The 20727-nt window shown below is 68.9% G+C and carries 18 protein-coding genes; 8 read left to right on the top strand and 10 right to left on the bottom strand.

Going from position 1 to position 20727, the window contains the following annotated elements:
- Positions 1 to 140 precede the first annotated feature (140 nt).
- The 4 genes from ACFYWX_RS09070 (at position 141) to ACFYWX_RS09085 (ending at position 5101) form a co-directional block, all read left to right on the top strand.
- Complete coding sequence (locus ACFYWX_RS09070; RefSeq protein WP_389423311.1) at positions 141 to 2747, top strand: DUF6185 family protein; 2607 nt, start codon at positions 141 to 143, stop codon at positions 2745 to 2747.
- 65 nt (positions 2748 to 2812) lie between these two features.
- Positions 2813 to 3439, top strand: a complete 627-nt coding sequence (locus ACFYWX_RS09075; RefSeq protein ID WP_389423312.1) for a DUF1266 domain-containing protein — start codon at positions 2813 to 2815, stop codon at positions 3437 to 3439.
- Between the two features lie 26 nt (positions 3440 to 3465).
- The gene (recO, locus tag ACFYWX_RS09080) at positions 3466 to 4215 is read left to right on the top strand and encodes a DNA repair protein RecO (RefSeq protein WP_389423313.1); all 750 of its coding nucleotides are present in this window, start codon (positions 3466 to 3468) and stop codon (positions 4213 to 4215) included.
- A 46-nt stretch (positions 4216 to 4261) separates the two neighbouring features.
- Positions 4262 to 5101: an isoprenyl transferase gene (locus tag ACFYWX_RS09085; RefSeq protein ID WP_389423314.1), complete on the top strand. Its 840-nt coding sequence runs from the start codon at positions 4262 to 4264 to the stop codon at positions 5099 to 5101.
- Here ACFYWX_RS09085 and ACFYWX_RS09090 read toward each other — a convergent pair.
- The 4 genes from ACFYWX_RS09090 to ACFYWX_RS09105 all read right to left on the bottom strand — a co-directional run bounded on the left by ACFYWX_RS09090 (position 5098) and on the right by ACFYWX_RS09105 (position 8225).
- Entirely contained in the window at positions 5098 to 5511 is a 414-nt protein-coding gene (locus ACFYWX_RS09090) for a Fur family transcriptional regulator (RefSeq protein WP_389423315.1), read from the bottom strand. The genes ACFYWX_RS09085 and ACFYWX_RS09090 overlap by 4 nt on opposite strands.
- A gap of 61 nt (positions 5512 to 5572) precedes the next feature.
- Positions 5573 to 6475 (bottom strand): metal ABC transporter permease, encoded by a 903-nt coding sequence (locus ACFYWX_RS09095; protein WP_389423316.1) that lies wholly within the window; start codon positions 6473 to 6475, stop codon positions 5573 to 5575.
- A complete protein-coding gene (locus ACFYWX_RS09100; protein WP_389423317.1) occupies positions 6475 to 7251 on the bottom strand; it encodes a metal ABC transporter ATP-binding protein in 777 nt (258 codons plus the stop codon). Before ACFYWX_RS09100 ends, ACFYWX_RS09095 begins: the two co-directional genes overlap by 1 nt.
- A 17-nt stretch (positions 7252 to 7268) precedes the next feature.
- The gene (locus tag ACFYWX_RS09105) at positions 7269 to 8225 is read right to left on the bottom strand and encodes a metal ABC transporter substrate-binding protein (RefSeq protein ID WP_389423318.1); all 957 of its coding nucleotides are present in this window, start codon (positions 8223 to 8225) and stop codon (positions 7269 to 7271) included.
- A 160-nt stretch (positions 8226 to 8385) separates the two neighbouring features.
- Between ACFYWX_RS09105 and ACFYWX_RS09110 the strand changes: the two genes are divergently transcribed.
- Positions 8386 to 9768: a glycine--tRNA ligase gene (locus tag ACFYWX_RS09110; RefSeq protein WP_389423319.1), complete on the top strand. Its 1383-nt coding sequence runs from the start codon at positions 8386 to 8388 to the stop codon at positions 9766 to 9768.
- Between the two features lie 115 nt (positions 9769 to 9883).
- On the opposite strand, the gene ACFYWX_RS09115 is transcribed toward ACFYWX_RS09110, so the two are convergent.
- On the bottom strand, positions 9884 to 10990 hold the full coding sequence (locus ACFYWX_RS09115; RefSeq protein WP_389423320.1) for an endonuclease/exonuclease/phosphatase family protein: 1107 nt from the start codon (positions 10988 to 10990) through the stop codon (positions 9884 to 9886).
- Between the two features lie 139 nt (positions 10991 to 11129).
- Between ACFYWX_RS09115 and ACFYWX_RS09120 the strand changes: the two genes are divergently transcribed.
- The gene (locus ACFYWX_RS09120; RefSeq protein ID WP_389423321.1) at positions 11130 to 12134 is read left to right on the top strand and encodes an aldo/keto reductase; all 1005 of its coding nucleotides are present in this window, start codon (positions 11130 to 11132) and stop codon (positions 12132 to 12134) included.
- A gap of 26 nt (positions 12135 to 12160) precedes the next feature.
- On the top strand, positions 12161 to 12766 hold the full coding sequence (locus ACFYWX_RS09125; protein WP_389423322.1) for a TetR/AcrR family transcriptional regulator: 606 nt from the start codon (positions 12161 to 12163) through the stop codon (positions 12764 to 12766).
- Positions 12767 to 12774: 8 nt separating this feature from the next.
- Here the strand turns inward: ACFYWX_RS09125 and ACFYWX_RS09130 are convergent, their stop codons facing one another.
- The 3 genes from ACFYWX_RS09130 to ACFYWX_RS09140 form a co-directional block, all read right to left on the bottom strand.
- Entirely contained in the window at positions 12775 to 13914 is a 1140-nt protein-coding gene (locus tag ACFYWX_RS09130) for a serine hydrolase domain-containing protein (protein ID WP_389423323.1), read from the bottom strand.
- 67 nt (positions 13915 to 13981) lie between these two features.
- The gene (locus tag ACFYWX_RS09135; protein ID WP_389423324.1) at positions 13982 to 14200 is read right to left on the bottom strand and encodes a hypothetical protein; all 219 of its coding nucleotides are present in this window, start codon (positions 14198 to 14200) and stop codon (positions 13982 to 13984) included.
- 83 nt (positions 14201 to 14283) lie between these two features.
- Positions 14284 to 15723 carry an MFS transporter gene (locus ACFYWX_RS09140; RefSeq protein WP_389423417.1) on the bottom strand — a complete coding sequence of 480 codons (1440 nt, stop codon included), beginning with the start codon at positions 15721 to 15723 and terminating at the stop codon, positions 14284 to 14286.
- A gap of 132 nt (positions 15724 to 15855) precedes the next feature.
- On the opposite strand from ACFYWX_RS09140, the gene ACFYWX_RS09145 reads away from it, so the two are divergent.
- The gene (locus ACFYWX_RS09145) at positions 15856 to 16737 is read left to right on the top strand and encodes a helix-turn-helix transcriptional regulator (protein ID WP_389423325.1); all 882 of its coding nucleotides are present in this window, start codon (positions 15856 to 15858) and stop codon (positions 16735 to 16737) included.
- An 8-nt stretch (positions 16738 to 16745) separates the two neighbouring features.
- On the opposite strand, the gene ACFYWX_RS09150 is transcribed toward ACFYWX_RS09145, so the two are convergent.
- Both ACFYWX_RS09150 and ACFYWX_RS09155 read right to left on the bottom strand, forming a co-directional pair.
- Positions 16746 to 19265, bottom strand: coding sequence for a hypothetical protein (locus tag ACFYWX_RS09150; protein WP_389423326.1), 2520 nt, complete (start codon positions 19263 to 19265; stop codon positions 16746 to 16748).
- A 334-nt stretch (positions 19266 to 19599) separates the two neighbouring features.
- Positions 19600 to 20151 (bottom strand): EF-Tu/IF-2/RF-3 family GTPase, encoded by a 552-nt coding sequence (locus tag ACFYWX_RS09155; RefSeq protein WP_389423327.1) that lies wholly within the window; start codon positions 20149 to 20151, stop codon positions 19600 to 19602.
- Positions 20152 to 20727 lie beyond the last annotated feature (576 nt).

Genomic DNA, 20727 nt, shown 5'->3' on the forward strand with positions numbered 1-20727 from the left:
GGGCGAACCCCCGGCAAGCTGAAGAAGCGGGCGGCCCCAACGGCCACCTCGAAACATCCTGTGGACCAACATCCTTGATCCGCCTTCCCTTGATTTGGGTATACGCCAGCAGGGAGGTGGGGATGCGGGGGATGCGGGGGATGCGGCGAGTTCTGTCGCTGTTCGGGTTCGTGGGGCTGTTCGTCGGGGCGCTGATCGGTTCCGGTCCTCCAGCGGTGGCCGCGGACGATGCTTGCCTGGCTGGGCAGTTGAAGGCCGCGCAAGTCTCCGTCTCGGTGCGGCTCAAGCACAACGGCGAGGACTACACGAAGGCCGAGTCCCGTATGGTCGTCCGGGTTCCGAAGTCCTGGAAGCCGGCGCCGGATCTGCTGCTGAACGGGGACACCGAGCGATACCGGACGGCCATGCGGTGCGTGTTGCGCTATCCGGACGACCCCTATCCCTTCCGGGACACGGAAGCCCGGCCATGGCCGCCCAAGGTGACGGTCAAGGAGAAATGGATCACGCTGGAACAGCGAGCCGTCACGTACGTGGACGACGTACGTGACCGGGACTTCGGGGCCTGGCGCATCACCGTGGGCAAGCGGTTCTGGACCTTGAACCTCATGCGTCCGCCCGCCCTGGACAAGGCATGGTGGCAGGAGATCACGGTGGATCTGGGCGGACGGGCGGCCCGGACCGTGTTCCCGACCCCGACCGAGGGCTCGGCCACCCACCTGACCTGGAACCGGGCCAAGGTGGGCGGCAAGCCCCCCGAGGTGCAGGTCCGGCTCCAGCCTCCGGCGGCCAAGGCGCTGGTCACGCAGTGGCGGGAGAAACCCCGGTACGTCGTCGAATCCCTGGCATGGCTGACCTGGGACCTCACGCTCTTTCCGGCCCTCCTGCTCCTCGCCCGGATGCTGCTCCGTTCGCCGGTGGGGTCGCCCGAGACCCCGGCCGAGGAGGCCACCCGCCGCAACCTGTTCCTGTGGGCCTGGCTGACGTTCGCCGCCGCGCTGGCCTTCGAACTGGACGACCGCATGCCCGACCTCGCCGGCGACTACGGGGTGCTCACGTGGTGGCCGACGTACCGTGTCGCCATCCACTTCGTGCTCGCCGTGTGCGTCGGCGCTGCCCTGTGCCTCTTCGGCAGACCCCAGGTCCACGCGGTGGTGGCCGCTCTCGTCGCCGCCGCGTATCCCGTCGTCGTGGCGTGCGCGCCCCAGCTGTTCGGGCTGCCCGCCGGCTTCTGGCTCAACGAGTACGACGTCGAGGACGTCGAACGCCTCCGGCAGACGGGCGGGTTCCTGTGGCTGGCGCTCGCCTGCGCCTGCGTGGCCTTCGTCTGGCTGGTGGGCACTGTGTCAGCGCTGTCGCGGCTGCGCTGGGCGGTCCACGTCCAGAGTTCCGGAACGCCCGGACGGTACCGCTTTCCCTGGTGGGCGCTCGTCCTGTGCGCCGTCCTGGCGGTGGCCACCGTCGCCGTCGGCGTTTGGGCCGCGCAGAACTCCTGGAAGCAGGAAAGCTGGCTGAGCGCCCATGACGACCACTACGGCCGGTGGCACCTCACCTACCTCTACAACAAACTGGCCTGGTTCCCCTCCGAGTGGCCCGACTGGTTCGATCCCGCGATCTCCAGCTGGTACCCCCTTCTCGGCGCGCTCCTCGCCGTGCTGGCCGCCCGGACAGCCGCTCCCGGCGCCTCTGCCTTCGCTCCGCGCGTCCCGGAGATCCTGATCATCACGGTGTTCTTCCTGGAAGCGTCCGCACTCACGCCCGGCTGGTATGTAGGCCTGTGGATGCCGCTGCTGAGCGTGCCGCTCATCCTGGTCACGGGGTTCTTCCTCCTCGACCTCGGAAACCGCCGTTCGGTGCTGTCGAGGAAACTGGAGTCGGGAACGCGTCTGCGCGCGGCCATCCGTGAGTCCGACCGGCAGTGGCTGATCGAGTCGGCGCGCAAGCACCGCGACCTGCACGCACAACTGCGCAGAGTGGAGCAGGGCGACCAGGACAGTGAACGAGACGAACTGGAGGAGAAACTCGACGAGTTGCACCGCTGGAACCCTGGCGACACCACCTCTCCTCACCGGGACGAGCCTCTGCCGGACTCGGTGGACGCCGTGGAACTTGCCCTGGCCTGGGGGCCGCGTGACACCTGGTGGCGCAACGCCTGCCGTGCCGCATGTTTCGCGGCGCTGCTCGGACTGCCCGCCACGGGCATCAAGTTCTGGGCGGACCGGGTCCGCGGACCCCTGTGGGGCAACGTGGCCAGGGACCGGTTCGGAGTGCCCGATCTCGTGGACTACATCATCACGTCGGAGATCTCCTGGGCGGTCGCCGGCTTCCTCCTGGGCGCACTGTGGCGCGTCCTGCCCGGCCGCCGCGGCCCGGCGAAGGGACTCGGCCTCTCCCTCGTGTACGCCACTCCGGTCGCCGCCCACTGGCTCATCAGCCGTGCCGTCGGACAGTCCATCGGCACGTGGGGTCTCCATGTCGCGTTGACGGTTCTCGTCCTCACCTCGACCGGCGTGGCCATGGACATCGACACCTTCCGCCGGGAAGCCCACTACTGGCCCACGAAGGCAGGCCTCCTCCTGTCCGTGTACCAATTGCGGACGGCGTCGGTGCAGCTGGCGTTCTTCGTGGCCCAGGTGGTGGCGTTGGTCGGCGTCTGGCAGCAGCTGAAGGGAAACGATCCGATGGTCCTCATCCAGCGGCAGGACCCGACCGGGACGCAGGGCGGGCCGGGAACGGGCGGCTCCCCCTGAGACCCGGGAGACCACTCTGAGCCCTCGCAAGGCCCTCCGCGTGGGGTGACGTAAGGTGCGGCCCCATGCGCTTGTCGAGCATGTGGAATTGGAGAAGGCGGCCGAGGACCGAACGCCGATACCCCGTCCCCCTCACCACGCACCAGCTGTGGATGGTGTCGCTGAGCGCGCCGGTGAGCCGGGACCGGAACGCCTCGCGGACGACGCTGTACCCGTTCACGCGGATCGATGACGACAGTGCGCGGCGCTGGCTGGCGGAGCAGTGGGAGATCACCTCACGGGACGATCTGGCGCGTCGGCTCGACGGGCTGGCGCGCAGCGGATACCGGGCACGGGCGCAGCGGCAGCTCGGTGTCGCGCCGCTCGCCTGGGACGCCGCGCTGTACGTCGACATCTCCCGGCGCGGCTTCGGCTGCGGCATGCTCACCGAGGCCGAGGCCTGGACCGCGCTGAAGAACATCGTGCCGGCGGTGGTGGGGACGTACGCCTCCTGGCGGGAGTACGCCGATCACTACCTGCTCGGACGACAGGTGTGGCGGGACGGGCTGCGAGGCACCTCCGACAGCAGCCTCCCGGCCCCCCAGTCCGCCGCCGACACCCACCTGCGGGCCCTGCTCGATCCCGCGAACCGGACCAGCCCCTGGAATCTGGCCCCCTGGGACACCATCGGTCACCCCGACCGGGCACGCTGACTCCGGGCGTACGGGAGAATGGGGCCATGAGTCTGTTCCGCGACGACGGCATCGTGCTGCGCACCCAGAAGCTGGGTGAGGCGGACCGGATCATCACGCTGCTCACCCGTGGTCACGGGCGGGTGCGGGCCGTGGCCCGAGGGGTGCGGCGGACCAAGTCGAAGTTCGGGGCCCGGCTGGAACCCTTCTCCCACGTCGACGTGCAGTTCTTCGCCCGGGGGAGCGAGCTGATCGGGCGTGGCCTGCCGCTGTGCACGCAGAGCGAGACCATCGCGCCGTACGGGGGCGGGATCGTCGCCGACTACGCGCGCTACACCGCCGGCACGGCCATGCTGGAGACCGCCGAGCGGTTCACCGACCACGAGGGCGAGCCTGCCGTGCAGCAGTATCTGCTGCTCGTCGGCGCCCTGCGCACCCTCGCCCGCGGTGAGCACGCGCCGCATCTCGTCCTCGACGCCTTCCTGCTGCGCTCCCTCGCCGTCAACGGGTACGCGCCCAGTTTCAGCGACTGCGCGAAGTGCGGGATGCCCGGGCCCAACCGGTTCTTCTCCGTGGCGTCCGGCGGCTCCGTCTGCGTCGACTGCCGGGTGGCCGGCAGTGTCGTACCGTCGCCGCAGACCCTGGAACTCCTCGGCGCGCTGCTTACGGGAGACTGGGAGACCGCGGACGCGTGCGAGCCGCGGCACGTCCGGGAGGGCAGCGGGCTGGTGTCCGCCTACCTGCACTGGCATCTGGAGCGCGGACTGCGCTCCCTTCGGTACGTGGAAAAGTCCTAGAGTTCCAAGAGTCCTGGCAAGCAAGCACGAGGAGACGAGAAGCACCATGGTCGTACGCGGGTTTCTGGGGCGCCAGCGCCGCGAGTACAGGACGCCGGAGCCGCACCCGTCCGGCGCCCGCGCGCCGAAGCTCCCCGGTGAGCTGGTCCCCAACCATGTGGCGATCGTCATGGACGGGAACGGGCGCTGGGCCAAGGAGCGCGGGCTGCCCCGCACCGAGGGCCACAAGGTCGGCGCCGAGCGCGTGCTGGACGTGCTGCAGGGCGCGGTCGAGATCGGCGTCGGAGCCATCTCCCTGTACGCCTTCTCCACCGAGAACTGGAAGCGCTCGCCCGACGAGGTGCGCTTCCTGATGAACTTCAACCGCGACTTCATCCGCAAGACCCGCGACCAGCTCGACGCGCTCGGCATCCGGGTGCGCTGGGTGGGCCGTATGCCCAAGCTGTGGAAGTCGGTCGCCAAGGAGCTCCAGATCGCCCAGGAGCAGACCAAGGACAACGACCGGCTCACGCTGTACTTCTGCATGAACTACGGCGGCCGCGCGGAGATCGCCGATGCCGCGCAGGCCCTGGCGGAGGACATCCGGGCCGGCCGGCTCGACCCGTCGAAGGTGAACGAGAAGACCTTCGCGAAGTACCTCTACTACCCCGACATGCCGGACGTGGACCTCTTCCTGCGTCCCAGCGGCGAGCAGCGCACCTCCAACTACCTCCTCTGGCAGAGCGCCTACGCCGAGATGGTCTTCCAGGACGTCCTGTGGCCGGACTTCGACCGCCGCGACCTGTGGCGCGCCTGCATCGAGTTCGCCTCCCGCGACCGGCGCTACGGCGGCGCGATCCCGAACGAGGAACTGCTGGCGATGGAGGGCCGGACGGAGGACCTCTAAGGGGCCGCCGCGCACTCCGCGCACGTGCCGAAGATCTCCACCGTGTGCGCCACGTTGACGTAGCCGTGCTCCGCCGCGATCGCCTCGGCCCACTTCTCGACGGCCGGCCCTTCGACCTCGACCGCCTTGCCGCAAGTGCGGCAGACGAGGTGGTGGTGGTGTTCGCCGGTGGAGCAGCGGCGGTAGACGGACTCGCCGTCGGAGGTGCGCAGGACGTCGACCTCGCCGGCGTCGGCGAGGGACTGGAGCGTGCGGTAGACCGTGGTCAGGCCGACGGAATCGCCCTTGTGCTTGAGCATGTCGTGCAGATCTTGCGCGCTGCGGAACTCGTCGACCTCGTCGAGGGCCGCCGCCACGGCGGCCCGCTGCCGGGTGGCGCGGCCCTTCACGGGCGGTCCTGCGGTCGTCACCGGTTGCCTCCTCACACGTCTGCACCTGCCGGGCCATTGTGCCAGCCCGGACTGTGCGCGGTCAGACGCCGACCCCGTCGGTGGCCTCCCGGGTGGCCGGAATCGTGCACTCCGCGGGGTCCCCGTCGGGGTGCGCGGCGGCCAGTGCGCGTGCCCTGCGCCTGGCCAGGGGCGCGGCGAGGGCCGTCATGACGATGAACGCGGCGATGGTCAGCAGCACGATCGTCGCGCCGGGCGGCACGTCCTGGTAGTACGACGTGACGGTGCCGCCGATCGTCACGGTCACGCCGATGGCCACGGCGACCGCGAAGGTCGCCGCGAAGCTGCGGGTGAGCTGCTGCGCCGCCGCGACCGGCACCACCATCAGGGCCGAAACCAACAGCAGTCCGACCACGCGCATCGCGACCGTCACCGTCACCGCCGCGGTGACCGCGGTGAGCAGGTTCAGGGCGCGCACCGGCAGCCCGGTCACCCGCGCGAACTCCTCGTCCTGGCTGACCGCGAACAGCTGGCGGCGCAGGCCGAGGGTGACGAGGACCACGAAGGCCGCGAGCAGGCAGATGGCGGTCACGTCCTCCTCGGAGACCGTCGACAGGGAGCCGAAGAGGTACGAGGTGAGGTTGGCGTTGGAGCCGGTGGGCGCGAGGTTGATGAACATCACGCCGCCGGCCATGCCGCCGTAGAAGAGCATCGCGAGGGCGATGTCGCCGCGGGTGTGGCCGTACCAGCGGATCAGCTCCATGAGGACCGCGCCGAGGACGGAGACGGCCGTGGCCATCCACACCGGGGAGGCGGACAGCAGGAAGCCGAGGCCGACGCCCGTCATGGCGACGTGGCCGATGCCGTCGCCCATGAGGGCCTGGCGGCGCTGGACGAGGTAGATGCCGACGGCCGGTGCGGTGATGCCGACGAGGACGGCGGCGAGCAGTGCCCGCTGCATGAAGGCGTAGTCGAGGAAGTCCATCAGCTCAGCAGTCCCGTGCGGATCGGTTCGGCGCCCGCCGGTGCGTGCGGGTGTACGTGGTCGTGGCCGGGCAGGGCGTGCTGGCCGACGGCGCGCGGGGGCGGTCCGTCGTGCGTCACGCAGCCGTCGCGCAGGACGACGGCCCGGTCGATCAGAGGCTCCAGGGGGCCCAGCTCGTGGAGGACGAGCAGGACCGTCCTACCGGAGGTCACCTGCTCCCCGAGGGTCTGCGCGAGCACCTCCTGGCTCGCCAGGTCCACGCCCGCCATCGGCTCGTCCATGATCAGCAGCTCGGGTTCGGCGGCGAGCGCGCGGGCGATCAGTACACGCTGGTGCTGGCCGCCGGACAGGGCGTTCACCGAGTCCTTGGCCCGGTCCGCCATGCCGACCAGCTCCAGGGCGTGCCGTACGGCCGCGTGGTCGGCCTTGCGGAGCAGGCCGAAGCGGGTCCGGGACAGGCGCCCCGAGGCGACGATCTCCGTCACCGTCGCCGGTACGCCGCCCGCGGCCGTGGTGCGCTGCGGTACGTAGCCCACGCGCGCCCAGTCGCGGAAGCGCCGGTGCGGGGTGCCGAACAGCTCGATCTCGCCGGCGCCGATCGGCACCTGGCCGATGACGGTGCGCACGGCCGTCGACTTGCCGGATCCGTTCGCGCCGAGCAGCGCGACGACCTCACCGCGGTGCACGGTGAGGTCGATGCCGCGCAGGACGGGGCGCGAGCCCAGCTCGGCGCGGACACCGCGCAGCGAAATGACGGGCTCGGCCTTCGCGTCCATGACGCCCTCCGTAACGATCACTTGGTTCCCAGGGCCGTCTGCAGTGCCTTGAGGTTGGACTTCATGACCGAGAAGTAGTCCTCGCCCCGGGACTTCTTCGTGATGCCCTCGATCGGGTCGAGGACGTCGGTCTTCAGGTCGGCGTCCTTGGCGACGGTCTTCGCGGTCTTGTCGCTGACGAGCGTCTCGTAGAACACGGTCGTGACGCCGTCGGCCGCGGCCATCTTCTCAAGGTCCTTCACGCGCGCGGCACTCGGCTCCGACTCGGGGTCGAGGCCGTTGATGGCCTCCTCGGTCAGGCCGTAGCGCTCGGCGAGGTAGCCGAAGGCGGCGTGGGTGGTGATGAAGACCTTGGTCCTGGTGTCGGCCAGTCCGTCCTTGAACTCGGTGTTCAGGTCGCCGAGCTTCTTCACCAGGGTCGCGGTGTTCTTCCTGTAGTCGGCCGCGTGGTCGGGGTCGGCCTTCTCGAAGGCCTTGCCGACGCCCTCGGCGACCTGGGAGTAGCGCACCGGGTCGAGCCAGATGTGCGGGTCGAGGCCGGCCAGCTCGTCGTTCTTGTGGTCGTCGTGCTCGGCCGCGTGACCGCCGACCTCGTTGCCGTGCTTCTCCAGCGAGGTGAGGGAGGCCGCGTCGATCTTCGTCTTGACCTGGGACTGGGTGACGGCGTCGTCGACCGCGGGCTGGAGGTTCTTGAGGTACAGCACCGCGTCGGACTCGTCCAGGGCCGCGGTCTGCCTGACGCTGATCTCCAGGTCGTGCGGTTCCTGGCCGGGTTCGGTGAGACTGGTGACGTGGACGTGGTCACCGCCGATCTGCTCGGCGAGGAAGGCCATCGGGTAGAACGACGCGACGACGTCGAACTTGTCCGTGTTGCCTGCGGCTGCGCTCTCGCCGGAGCAGGCCGAGAGGGTGGCGAGGCCGAGCACGGTGGCTGCCGCGACGGAGGTCACCGGTATGAGTCGTCGTACGTTCATGACACTCATTTTCAACAAATATGGAAACCGTTGTCAACAACGCTTCTGAGAGGTCTGTAGGGCCAACCGATTTGGATGAGGGCCAGTCCCCGCCGGTACGCTGAAGCATTCGCTGGAAGCATCTCGCTTCGTCGCCCGTCGTCGTAATGAAGAGAGCACCGTGGCCGCCGACAAGATCGACACCATCGTCAGCCTGAGCAAGCGCCGTGGCTTCGTTTTCCCTTGTAGTGAGATCTACGGCGGCCAGCGTGCCGCCTGGGACTACGGACCGCTGGGTGTCGAGCTCAAGGAGAACCTGAAGCGCCAGTGGTGGCGCTACATGGTGACGTCGCGCGAGGACGTGGTCGGTATCGACTCGTCCGTGATCCTGGCCTCCGAGGTCTGGGTCGCCTCCGGCCACGTCGCCACCTTCACCGACCCGCTGACCGAGTGCACCTCCTGCCACAAGCGGTTCCGCGCGGACCACCTGGAGGAGGCCTACGAGGCCAAGCACAAGCGCCTGCCGGAGAACGGCCTCGCGGACGTCAACTGCCCCAACTGCGGCAACAAGGGCCAGTTCACCGAGCCCAAGCAGTTCTCGGGCCTGCTGTCGACGCACCTCGGCCCGACCCAGGACTCCGGCTCGGTCGCCTACCTGCGCCCCGAGACCGCCCAGGGCATCTTCACCAACTTCGCCCAGGTGCAGACCACTTCGCGCCGCAAGCCGCCGTTCGGCATCGCCCAGATGGGCAAGTCCTTCCGCAACGAGATCACGCCCGGCAACTTCATCTTCCGCACCCGCGAGTTCGAGCAGATGGAGATGGAGTTCTTCGTCAAGCCGGGCGAGGACGAGAAGTGGCAGGAGTACTGGATGGAGCAGCGCTGGAACTGGTACACCGGTCTCGGCCTGCGTGAAGAGAACATGCGGTGGTACGACCACCCGAAGGAGAAGCTCTCCCACTACTCCAAGCGCACCGCCGACATCGAGTACCGCTTCCAGTTCGGCGGCAACGAGTGGGGCGAGCTGGAGGGTGTCGCCAACCGCACCGACTACGACCTCGGCGCCCACGCCAAGGCCTCCGGCCAGGACCTCTCCTACTTCGACCAGGAGGCCGGCGAGCGCTGGACGCCGTACGTCATCGAGCCGGCGGCCGGTGTCGGCCGCGCGATGCTGGCGTTCCTGCTGGACGCGTACGTCGAGGACGAGGCGCCGAACGCCAAGGGCAAGCTGGAGAAGCGCACGGTGCTGCGCCTCGACCACCGCCTGGCGCCGGTGAAGGTCGCGGTGCTGCCGCTTTCCAGGAACCCCGAGCTGTCGCCGAAGGCGAAGGGGCTCGCGCAGGCGCTGCGTCAGAACTGGAACATCGAGTTCGACGACGCGGGCGCGATCGGTCGCCGTTACCGGCGCCAGGACGAGATCGGTACGCCGTACTGCGTGACGGTGGACTTCGACACGCTCGAGGACAACGCGGTGACGGTGCGTGAGCGTGACTCGATGAAGCAGGAGCGCGTGTCGCTGGACCAGATCGAGGGGTACCTTGCTGGGCGGCTCATCGGCTGCTAGGTGAGTTGTGCCGGGTCGGCGGTTGCCTGGCTCGGGTCTTCTCGCCGGCTGCGGGTTCTTCGTGGCTTGTCGCGCAGTTCCCCGCGCCCCTCAGGGGGCGCGGGGAACTCGGCGTTCATATGTCCACGTCTGCGTAGAGCGCCGCGTGGTCCGAGGCCTGGGTTGCCTTTGACGTCACCGTCGGGAAGGGCTTGAAGGTTCTCGGGGCCCAGACGCCCCGTCGCTCCACCTCCACGTGCTCGACCAGGTCCCAGAGGGGCGGCGAGAACATGAGGTAGTCGAGCTTGTCGTCGTCGCCCGTGCCCGGGCCGTGGGTGCCGGGGGTTCCCGTGTAGGTGCGGTGGGTCATCGCGTCCTTGAGGCCCGCGTCCAGGAGGGTCTTGACCGGGGGGCTGTCCATGAAGTCGTTGAGGTCGCCGGCGACGATGACGTGGTCGGAGCGCTGGAGGGCGTCCTCGTAGAGCCGGCGGACGCGCTTGGCCTGGGCCGCGCGCAGGCTTTCGCCGCCGCCCCGCTTGCTCTTGAAGTGGTTGCCGAGGATCCACAGGGGCGTTCCGTTGACGGCGATCTCGAACTCGGGGCAGTCCCGGCTGAAGAGGCGTCGCCCGCCCTGCCCGGGGTCGAAGAGGTGTGAGCGCACGGACGTGATGGGGTGGCGGCTGAGGATCCCGACGTCGATGCCGCGGGGGTCGTTGCCGTCGATCAGCAGGTTGAAGGGGTACGGCTGGTGCCCCAGGGTCTCGCCGAGGACGTGCTCGTTGAAGCGCTCCAGGGTGAGGCGGTCCTCGACCTCCACCGTGAGCAGGATGTCGGCGTTCACCTCGGCGACCACGCGCGCGGTGTTCTGCACGGCCTGCCAGCTGAGATCGCCGCGCACCAGCTCGGCCCAGCCCGGCCAGTCTCCGCGCCCCTTGGCCACGATCTTGATGGTGGGGTTGTCCACGGGCCCGGTCACCGTGAACAGCTTGGCGCCCGATCCCTTGAGCTCGTTGATGAAGAACGGCCGGGGGCTGTCCTTCTCGCCGTTGTGGGCCTGGTGCTCCTCGATCAGCTCGGCGATCCGCTCCTTGTCCGCCGGCTGGTAGGTGTCCTTCTCGAGGAGGGCGACCAGTTCGTTGAAGTCGTCAAGGATCTTGTCGCGCTCGGTGTCGTCCTGGAGCGCGAAGACCTTGGGGCGGTTGAAGAGGTTCTCCGCGTTGAAGGTGCCGATACGAATGGCCATCCCTCGCCTCCTCTGTTGACTGCATGCGTTGACTGCACGCCGACATCTCCCATTGTCCTCAGGGTGTGCGCTCAGTCGACCGGACAAATGACAGCTGACAGATATTGAAATCTGTCAGCCGTTGTGTGAGGGTGAGGTCATGACACTGCGAACCCGTCCTCTCGGAACCACCGGCCCCCAGGTCTCCGCCCTCGGCCTCGGCTGCATGGGCATGTCCGCGCTGTACGGCGACGCGGACCGGGCCGAGTCCATCGCCACCGTCCACGCCGCCCTGGAGGCAGGCGTGACCCTGCTCGACACCGGCGACTTCTACGGCATGGGCCACAACGAACTGCTGATCGGCGAAGCCCTGCGCACCACGCCCACGGCCCGCCGCGAACAGGCCCTGGTCAGCGTGAAGTTCGGCGCGCTGCGCGGCCCGGACGGCGAATGGTCCGGCTACGACGGCCGCCCGGCCGCCGTGAAGAACTTCGCCGCGTACTCGCTCCAGCGCCTCGGCGTGGACCACATCGACGTGTACCGCATCGCCCGCCTCGACCCCGACGTCCCCATCGAGGAGACCGTCGGCGCGATCGCGGAACTGATCGAGAAGGGGTACGTCCGCCATGTCGGTCTCAGCGAGGTCGGCGCCGACACGATCCGCCGGGCCGCCGCCACCGCGCCGATCGCCGACCTCCAGATCGAGTACTCCCTCATCTCGCGCGGCATCGAGGAGTCGATCCTGCCGACCACCCGCGAACTCGGCATCGCCATCACGGCGTACGGCGTCCTCTCCCGCGGCCTGATCTCCGGCCACTTCACCGCCGACCGGCAGCTCGCCACCAACGACTTCCGCGCCTTCTCCCCGCGCTTCCAGGGCGACAACCTCCAGCACAACCTGAACCTGGTCGAGGCGCTGCGGAAGATCGCTGAGCAGAAGGGGGTCTCGGTCGCGCAGATCGCGATCGCCTGGGTGCTCTCCCGCGGCGAGGACATCGTGCCGCTCATCGGTGCCCGCACCCGGGAGCGGCTGTCGGAGTCGCTCGGCGCGCTGGAGGTGACGCTGGAGCCGTCCGACCTCGCCGCCATCGAGGAGGCCGTGCCCACCGGGGCCGCCGCGGGCGACCGCTACCCGGCCGCCCAGATGGCGCACGTCGAGCGCTGATCCCGCCGCCGGGTACGGTCTCTCCCATGGCACCGACCAGCGAGACCCTGACCGCCGAGCGCATCCTCGAAGCGACCGAGGAAGTGCTGCGCCGCCACGGCCCCGCCAAGGCCACCGTGGTGGATGTGGCCCGGGCGCTCGGCGTCAGCCACGGCAGCGTCTACCGGCACTTCCGCACGAAGGCCGCGCTGCGGGAAGCGGTGACGAAACGCTGGCTGGACCGTACGTCCGAGACGCTGGCCGGGATCGCCGCCGACGAGAACCGTGCCCCAGAGGCCCGCCTGCGCGACTGGCTCGCCGCCCTCTTCGCCGCCAAGCGCCGCAAGGCGGGCCTCGACCCCGAACTGTTCGCCACATACACGGTGCTGACCGACGAGAACGGCGGGGCCGTCGCCGAACACATCGCGGACCTCACCGGACAGCTGGAACGGATCGTCCGCGCGGGCGCCGAGTCAGGTGTGTTCACCGCCCCCGCCCCCGCGGCCACCGCCCGCGCCGTCTTCCACGCCACCGACCGCTTCCACGACCCGTGCCACGCCCGCGAGTGGGAACAGCCAGGCATCGAGGGGGAGTTCGAGGCGGTCGTGGACCTGGTGCTGCGGGGTTTGCGGGCAGCCCAGGGCAGGCCCTGAAGTCACGCCTACGCGGTGCACCGCCAGAACTCCCGCATCAACGGAGTCGGAGTCGGATTCTCCATGGCCACCTGGGTCAGCAGGACCGTGACCGTGCCCGTGGCCGGGATGACGTGGGCGGTGGTGCCGGTGCCGCCGACCCACCCGTAGCGGCCCGGGACGTTCCACGGGTCGAGGGGGGAGACGTCGACCTGGCCGCCGTATCCCCAGCCCTGCCCCTCCAGGAAGAGTTCGCCCAACTCCCTCTGGCGGGCGGACAGGTGATTGCTCGTCATACGGCTCACGGAGGTGGGAGAGAGAAGCCGACGGCCCCGCGCCTCACCCCCGTTCAGCAGCATCCGCCCGAACGCCAACCAGTCGTCGACCGTCGACACCAGCCCCCCACCCCCCGACGGAAACGCCGGAACGCTGCTCCACTGCCCGTCCGGCGTGTCCGCCACCTCCAGAGCGCCCGCCCCGTCGGGACGGTACGCGGTGGTGAACCGCTCCCGCTTCTCCGCGGGCACCTCGAACGCGGTGTCCCTCATGCCCAGCGGTTCGAACAACCGCTCCGCCATGAAGTCCGGCAGCGTACGCCCCGACGCCCGTGCGATCAGGATGCCCTGCAGGTCGGACGCCGTGCCGTACAGCCACGCCTCGCCGGGCTGGTGCAACAGCGGCACCCGGGCGAGGTCCGCGAGCCAGGTGTCCGGGTCGGGATACGCCTGCGGGGCCCGTCCGTCCTTCTGCACCCCGAACAGGGCCTGGACCGCCGGGAGGGCGAAGTCCGAGGGGAAGCCCCACCCCGGGCGGGAGCTCAGCAGGTCCTCGACCGTGATCGGACGGGCCGCGGGGACCACGTCGTCGACAGGACCGGACGGCGTACGGACCACGACCGGATCGGCGAGCTCCGGCAGCCACTCGGCCACCGGGGAGTCCAGCGCCGGCCGTCCGTCGTCCACGAGCGTCAGCAGCGCCGCCGCCGTGAGCGGCTTCGTGATCGAGGCGATCCGGAAGAGGGACTCGCGGGCCATCGGGGCGGAGCCGTCGGCGTCGACCGAGCCGACGGCCACCACCTCCACCTCGTCGCCACGGGCCACCAGGCCCACCGCTCCCGGCACCGTGCCGTCGTCGACGTACCGTCGCAGGGTCTTGTGCAGAGCGTTCATGGGCCGGCCTTCCGGGTGCGTACGAGTCGTCACTCTCCCCGGATCCGACTCCGCCCGCACCCGGAACTCATCGCTGTTGCGACCCCTCCGAGGGATCCACCGTCGCCTGGTGGGCCTCCGCCAGGTGTTCCTCGGCCTTCAGCCAGGGCAGGAACTGCGCCGCCTTGCGCCAGCCGCACGTGTCGCATCTGATCGTGCGCTGCACGCCCGTGCGCTGCACCCGGACGACGTGCTCGCGGCCGTGCTGGTCCCAGCGGCGCACTTTGCTCGTGGTCATCTGTGCCATGCGAGCAGTGTGGGGCAGGACCAACATCAACGGGAGTTTCCGCCTGATTAGTTGGCCAAGCTGTAGCCGTCCCCGGAGTTCGCTCAGCTCGTCGTACGGGGCAGCCGCAGGCTCAGCAGCCCGGTCAGGGCCACCCCCGCCAACTGCACCAGGAGCGTGGTGACCAGGGCGTCGCGCATGCCCAGGCCGGGGATCAGGGAGAGGAAGAGGGTGCCCAGGGTGGCCACGCCCAGCGCCAGCGCCGACTGCTGCGTGGTGATCATCACGCCGCCGCCGACCCCGGCACGGGCGGCCGGCACCTCGGACAGGACGATTCGCAGAATGACAGGCAGCTGGAGCGCCTGCCCCGCCCCGGCGACCGCTGCCCCGGGAAGCAGTTCGACCAGGCCCAGGTCAGGCCAGGAACGCCAGGCGGCCCACGCCATCAGCCCCACACCCACACCCTGGAGCACGGCGCCCACGGGCACGACCCGTGTGCCGTACCGGGCGACCAGCCGCGGCCCGGCGAGCGAGACGAAGAAGAACGACACGGCCATCGGCGCGAGCGCCAGCCCCGCCGCGACCGGACCGAGCCCGGCGCCCCGCTGCAACGCCACCGCGATCACGAACATGAACCCGCTGAACCCGATCCCGAACGGCACGAGCAGCACCAGACCGCGCCGCAGCGACATCAGCGCGAAGAGGCTCGGCGGCACCAGGGGCGTACGGCCCCGCCGGTCCGCCCTGCGCTCCACCGCGTAGAAGCCCGCCGCCGCGAACGGGAACGCCGCCAGCGACAGCCACGTCCACAGCGGCCAGCCCGCCGCCCGGCCCTCGGTGAGCGGGGCGAGCAGCGTCAGCAGCGACACCGCGAGCAGGACCGTGCCGGGTCCGTCCACCGGCTCCGGATGCGACGACCGGGTCTCCGGCACGAACCGGGCGGCGAGCACCAGCCCGACCACGACGACAGGCACGTTGACGAGGAACACCGAACGCCAGCCTGTACCGGCGACATCGGCGGCGACCAGCACGCCACCCAGGATCTGGCCCGCCACCATGGCCAACCCGGCCGTCGCGCCGTACAGCCCCATCGCCTTGGCGCGGCGCGCCCCCGACGTGGTCGCCTGGATGGTGGCCAGCACCTGCGGCAGCATCGCCGCGGCCGACGCGCCCTGCGCGACCCGCGCCGCCACCAGCGTCCACGCGTCCGGCGCGAGCCCGCACGCCAGCGAGGTCAGACCGAAGGCCGCCATACCGCCCAGGAACAACCGGCGCCGACCGAACAGGTCACCGAGCCGACCGCCGAGGACGAGCAGCACGGCGTACGCGAGGCCGTACCCGGCGACGACGAGTTCGAGAACCGCCTCGCTCGCGGCGAGGTCCGCGCCGATCGTGGGCAGGGCGACGTTGACGATGAAGAAGTCGATGAGGGGGAGGGCGGCGGCGAGCAGTACGGTGAACAGGCCGAGGCCGCTGAGGGCGGGAGAGGCGGCCGCGGAGCCCGCCGGGGCCGAGGGTGAAGTCGGAGTCGAGGTCGATGACATGACAGGGGAGTCGGTCTGGATGTCGGTCACGAGGACGACCCTCCGCCCACTCGAAGCCTGGTACCAGAGTCTCCTTATCCTGGTAGAAGGAGTACCTGGCAACAGGGTCCGGCCGGCGGCAGTCTGGAGGACATGACGAAGATGGCCGAGGAGACGATCCCACGCCGCTCGGAAACGGCCATACGGCGGCACGAGCTGGCCACCTTCCTGCGCAGCCGCCGCGAGCGCATCACCCCCGAGCAGGTGGGCCTGCCGCGCGGCCGCCGCAGGCGTACTCCCGGTCTGCGCCGCGAGGAAGTCGCGCAGCTCTCCGCGGTCGGCGTCACCTGGTACACGTGGCTCGAACAGTCCCGGGACATCCAGGTCTCGGTCCAGGTCCTGGACGCCCTCGCCCGCACCCTCCGCCTCGACGCCGGCGAACGCGCCCACCTCTTCCAACTCGCCGCCTCCACCGACCCCACGCCCGCCGCCGAGTGCCCCAGCGTCACCCCGGCCCTCCGCGAGATGCTGCGCCAACTGGAGCCCATCCCGGCCTGCATCCAGAACAGCCGCTACGACATCCTCGCCTACAACCGCACCTACGCCCGCCTGTTGGGCGACCTCGACGCCGTACCCCCCGAGGACCGCAACTGCCTCGTCCTCATCCACACCAACCCCGACTGGCGCACGGCGATCGTCCACCTCGACGAGTCCCGGCGCCTCATGGCCGCCAAACTCCGCGCCTCCATGGGCGGCCACCTGGGCGAGCCCGCCTGGAAAATGCTGATCAACCGCCTCACCACAGAATCCCCGGAGTTCCGCGAAAACTGGGACCGCTACGAGGTCGTAGCCCCCCGCGGCAAGACGAAACAGTTCCTGAACCCCTACGTCGGCCTCCTCACCCTCGACCACACCGACCTCTGGCTCAACCCGGACTTCGGGGCACGGGTGGTGACGTATGTGCCGGTGGACGGGGAGTCGCGGGAGAGGTTGGAGAGGCTGCACGCGCTGGCGGTGGAGCGGGAGGTGGTGTAGAGCGAACGTCACGCCGCGGTCCACGTGTCAGAAGTCGGTTCGGGCAGCCTTCGCAGGGCTCCCCTGAACTTGGCGTCGCTGTGGTCCGACCCCACGTCGCTGAGGGGAAGCGCGTCGCGGAGGGTCTGCCAGACCGCTGCGTAACCCTCGCACACCTGACGGAGGGCGGCGCCGTGCATCAGCATGTGGCCAGCTGAATCCGCCAGTTTTGCGTCAGTGAGCCAGTTGGCACTCCGATCGATGGGCGACGGCGGATCCGCGGTGGGCTTCGACTTCACCAGTTCGCTCAGAGCAGTGAGCTCCTTGTCCAGTTTTTCGAGGTTATCCTTGGCTCCCTGCGAGTCGCGCCAGCCATCGTGCTCTTCGAGAATGTGGTTGATCTCGGGCACCCGGCACGGAAGCTCCATGAGGAGCTCCGGATCAACGTTCTGTTGGATATCCCGGAACAGCTTTTCACGATCGGGCCAGTTTCGGGCTTGGCTTTTACTTACAGAGAGGAAGTCGCACCAAATTGACAATTCGCTCTCGAACCATCTGATCGCATCGTGGACATCGGCAAAGGTGAGGGAATTGCGTCGATGCCATGTCTGCTCCATCGCGCCAGCGATTTCGCTCAACAGTTGCATGTTTCCGAACGCCATCTCGATGTGGATCGGTGGTGGGTCGTCGAACCGGTGGCGGTCGGGGTTGTCGTGCGGGTACGCCTCACGTTCGAACCGAGCCAGGCGGTCGTGCTGGTCGTCCTTGCGGAGTGGCGCAAGGTCGGCGTCTTCGGCAACTACCCAGGAACGCGTCAGTGTGACGAACCCGCTTTCGGCGTTGGTCACGGCGTCTCTCAGTTCCCTGTATGCCAGACGGGCCAGTTGGTCACGTTCGTCGGTCGATGCAATGAGCACATTCAATGCGATGGCATACACGCATGCTGCGTTGTAGTGCGCCATCCAGTCGCGGCGGCGCTCACGGAAAAGCGGTGTGCGGGCCCGCCTGACATGTCTCTGCAGGTCCGACGGCGCCCATCCCATGGTGTTCACCGGCCGAATCACGCGAGCGAGGTACGGCCTGAACCCATCGCGAGCCCTCTCGAATTTCGGCATGATCAGCACAGCTCCGCCGGCAGGCGCCGGAATCGAGGTCCGGCGGGAGCTTGAGACGACAGGGTGAGCCGCTGCCCAGGCCAACCTCAAAGGGGCCCAGACATCACGAGTGATCCGCAGGGCGGCCGCGGTGAATATTCTGTCCGCCCGCATTTTTGGGCAGAAGATGGCAGCGGTGCGGTCCTGAGTCAGGCGCCCAAATTCCTGGAGCGAGGCCAGCTGAAATATCAAGCGCACCCAAGGATAATTCTCCTCGCGCTCTTTATCCCTGAGTCGTTCATTGTCTATCTTGGGGCTGAGTGTTTCCTCGATCCATTGCCTGGGATTTCCTGCCCGACTCTGTGGAAGGAAATCGGCCACAGCAGGCCAGTACCGCTCCGCCAGGGCAGGGGTGAGCGCCTCCCGGATTTCCTCACGGGCGCTTGCCCGGCTCGGGCGGATGTCGGCATCAAAGGCGTGACACCACTGGTGGGCCAGCCTCTCCGCAGTGCCCAGGACCACGGCGTACCGGTAACGCGCCAGCAGTATTCCGGGGCGATGACGCCAGTGCCACACGTAGGTGAACCGGCGCAGAGCCCACGGCGCAGCCCACAGCGTTCTGAAGTCTTCCTTCGCGGTCAGCGTGCCCATGGTGAGAGCGCCGTGATAGGTCTCCAGAGCGTCCAGATGCAGTCCCATCTTCTCCTGTACGCCGGCGATCTGGGTCCGCAGGTACAGGTTCGTCGGGTCCCAGAACACCGCCTTGTAGAACTGACAAAGTGCCTCGTCGAACTTCCGCTGACGGCTCAAATCCCTGCCCCGCTGGTAGGCAGCGAAGAGTTCGGGCGGCAGCGTCCGCTTGCGCCATGCCTGCCACGGAGGGCTCTTCGCGGCGCGCGTGACGGGAAGGATCGCGGCCATCACCCAGTTTCCCGTCTCGTGGACAGCCTTGTCCCACGTCGTTTCCCACACCGTATGAGCGCAGCTGCCGCGGGTCGTGTAAGCGGTGACTGTCACCGTCACACCACAGCAGGCCTTCTGTCCCCCTGCGGCACGTTGCAGTACACCGGTGACCTGGTACGCGACCTTGGGGCGCAGTCGGCTGAACATGTGCAGCAGGCTGGTTCCGAATTTTCCGGACTCCAGGTTCACGTCCCCGAGCAGATCGATGAAGTTTTCAGCGGGTGGTTCGGCAGGGAGAGTGGCAGGTGGGTACAGGTCCGTTTCGGACAGATGCTTACGCAGGCGAGCGGTCAGGTCGTCGACCGGGGGCTTGGACGTTCCTGCCGGGGTTGCATCATTGAGGCGTTCCACATCGACCGGGCCGGGGGCGTAGGCGAGGCGGGCCAACAGTGCGCGCCGCAGTGCCCAGAAGCAGCCGAGCAACAACACCAGGCACAGCAGCCGACTACCCGTCGAAGCCCCGGAATCCTTGACCGTCACTGCCTGTTCCACCCCGGCGAGGATCCCTGCCGCGGTATCCCAGACCGCCTGTGCCCATTTCGGCCAGTCCTGGTGGTTGTGATCCGTGACAGAGCGTCCGAGGGACCAGAGGTACGCGGCCAGTGCGAACGTGAGACACGCGGTCCCTGCATACCAGGGCCCGGGTCGACGCATGGGCAACAGTGATGGTTCGGCTCTTGAAGGCCGCCCGCGACGGGAGCTCATATCAGCCTCCCAGCTCTGACACCCAGTCTTCCACGTACCGTCGAGCATGCAACTCGATCGCGACGGCCCGCACTTGAACGGGCAACGAAACCCGGACCAGAGCAGAACGGCGCCAGGGCCGTCACGTGTGCAGGAGTCGGGTCACGGTTCCTGAGCCGGCGGCGCGGCCGAGGTGACGGAAAGGAAAGGACTGGCCAATCTCGAGAGCGACGGGCCGTTCGAGCATCACGCTCACCGCGGCCATGTGCAGCGGCTGAAGCGTGTCCACTCCATGGGACAGCAGCGTTACGACGCCCCTCACTCCGCCGCTGCGGATGTAGAAGTCAAGGACCGCACCGGTGTGCACGTCCGCACCGCCCTGTTCCTCCGACAGCAGGGCGATTTCTGCAGCGAAGGCGACGTACGCGCTGATCGAACCCGGTGCCGCTAGCACCTGCCCCCGCTCCACTGTTCCCGCCGCCGCACCCGACACCAGCAGTCCCACGTTCATGCCCGCACTCGCCTCGTCGAGACGCTGCCTGCTTGCGTCGATGCCGGCCACACAAGCGATTGCGTGGGCGCCAAAACCGACGAACTCCACTTCATCGCCCCTGCGAACCCGTCCGCGCTCGATTTGGCCTGCCGCCATGACGATCCTGCCCTGGTTCAGACGGAAGACATCCTCGACAGGCATGAGGAACGGCTCCTTCAAGGCATGCACCAATCCCCCCACAACCCACGGACCAGATATGGAAAAGCGTCTGAGGCTATCAACGAGGTTGAGGATGAGGTCAGTGGTTGAGGGTCGTCACATGTGCAGGAGTCGGGTCACGGTCTTCGTAAGCAGGTGCAGGCAGCCGTGTCCCTGCAGGCCAAAGGGGGGCGGGGGAGGGGTGATTGGTCGATGTGTGCCAGTCTCCGATCGGCCCCATCTGGGCTTCCTGCTCCCGAGGTGGCACAGATCCGCCAATTACCCCTCCCACGCCGCTTACCGGAGCGCCCGCAGCTAATGGACGGCCCCCCGCCCGCCTTCGGTCCCGGATGCCCCCCCGCCTGCCCGCGCAAGCTCCCCGCCGACCGCCACCGCCGGCCGCCAGGCCAAGCCGGTGTGCCCCCACCCGCCCGATGCGACGCCCCCACCCCCACCCCCACCGGCCGATCGCCGCTACGCCCACCCGGCGTGCTGGCGAGGCGCGGGCGCGCCCGCCACCCCCGGCCCGCAACGCAACCCACCCCCACCCGCAAGCACACCTCGGCCACCCACCTTTCC

Origin of the sequence: Streptomyces sp. NPDC002888 (assembly GCF_042888465.1) — a bacterium.
GTDB lineage: Bacteria > Actinomycetota > Actinomycetes > Streptomycetales > Streptomycetaceae > Streptomyces.

Excerpts from the sequence above, each read along its gene's own strand:
- ACFYWX_RS09070 (WP_389423311.1), top strand. The coding sequence starts at position 141 with ATGCGGCGAGTTCTGTCGCTGTTCGGGTTCGTGGGGCTGTTCGTCGGG.
- ACFYWX_RS09075 (WP_389423312.1), top strand. The coding sequence starts at position 2,813 with ATGCGCTTGTCGAGCATGTGGAATTGGAGAAGGCGGCCGAGGACCGAA.
- recO (WP_389423313.1), top strand. The coding sequence starts at position 3,466 with ATGAGTCTGTTCCGCGACGACGGCATCGTGCTGCGCACCCAGAAGCTG.
- ACFYWX_RS09085 (WP_389423314.1), top strand. The coding sequence starts at position 4,262 with ATGGTCGTACGCGGGTTTCTGGGGCGCCAGCGCCGCGAGTACAGGACG.
- ACFYWX_RS09095 (WP_389423316.1), bottom strand. The coding sequence starts at position 6,475 with ATGGACTTCCTCGACTACGCCTTCATGCAGCGGGCACTGCTCGCCGCC.
- ACFYWX_RS09100 (WP_389423317.1), bottom strand. The coding sequence starts at position 7,251 with ATGGACGCGAAGGCCGAGCCCGTCATTTCGCTGCGCGGTGTCCGCGCC.
- ACFYWX_RS09105 (WP_389423318.1), bottom strand. The coding sequence starts at position 8,225 with ATGAACGTACGACGACTCATACCGGTGACCTCCGTCGCGGCAGCCACC.
- ACFYWX_RS09115 (WP_389423320.1), bottom strand. The coding sequence starts at position 10,990 with ATGGCCATTCGTATCGGCACCTTCAACGCGGAGAACCTCTTCAACCGC.
- ACFYWX_RS09120 (WP_389423321.1), top strand. The coding sequence starts at position 11,130 with ATGACACTGCGAACCCGTCCTCTCGGAACCACCGGCCCCCAGGTCTCC.
- ACFYWX_RS09125 (WP_389423322.1), top strand. The coding sequence starts at position 12,161 with ATGGCACCGACCAGCGAGACCCTGACCGCCGAGCGCATCCTCGAAGCG.
- ACFYWX_RS09130 (WP_389423323.1), bottom strand. The coding sequence starts at position 13,914 with ATGAACGCTCTGCACAAGACCCTGCGACGGTACGTCGACGACGGCACG.
- ACFYWX_RS09135 (WP_389423324.1), bottom strand. The coding sequence starts at position 14,200 with ATGGCACAGATGACCACGAGCAAAGTGCGCCGCTGGGACCAGCACGGC.
- ACFYWX_RS09140 (WP_389423417.1), bottom strand. The coding sequence starts at position 15,723 with ATGTCATCGACCTCGACTCCGACTTCACCCTCGGCCCCGGCGGGCTCC.
- ACFYWX_RS09145 (WP_389423325.1), top strand. The coding sequence starts at position 15,856 with ATGACGAAGATGGCCGAGGAGACGATCCCACGCCGCTCGGAAACGGCC.
- ACFYWX_RS09155 (WP_389423327.1), bottom strand. The coding sequence starts at position 20,151 with ATGCCTGTCGAGGATGTCTTCCGTCTGAACCAGGGCAGGATCGTCATG.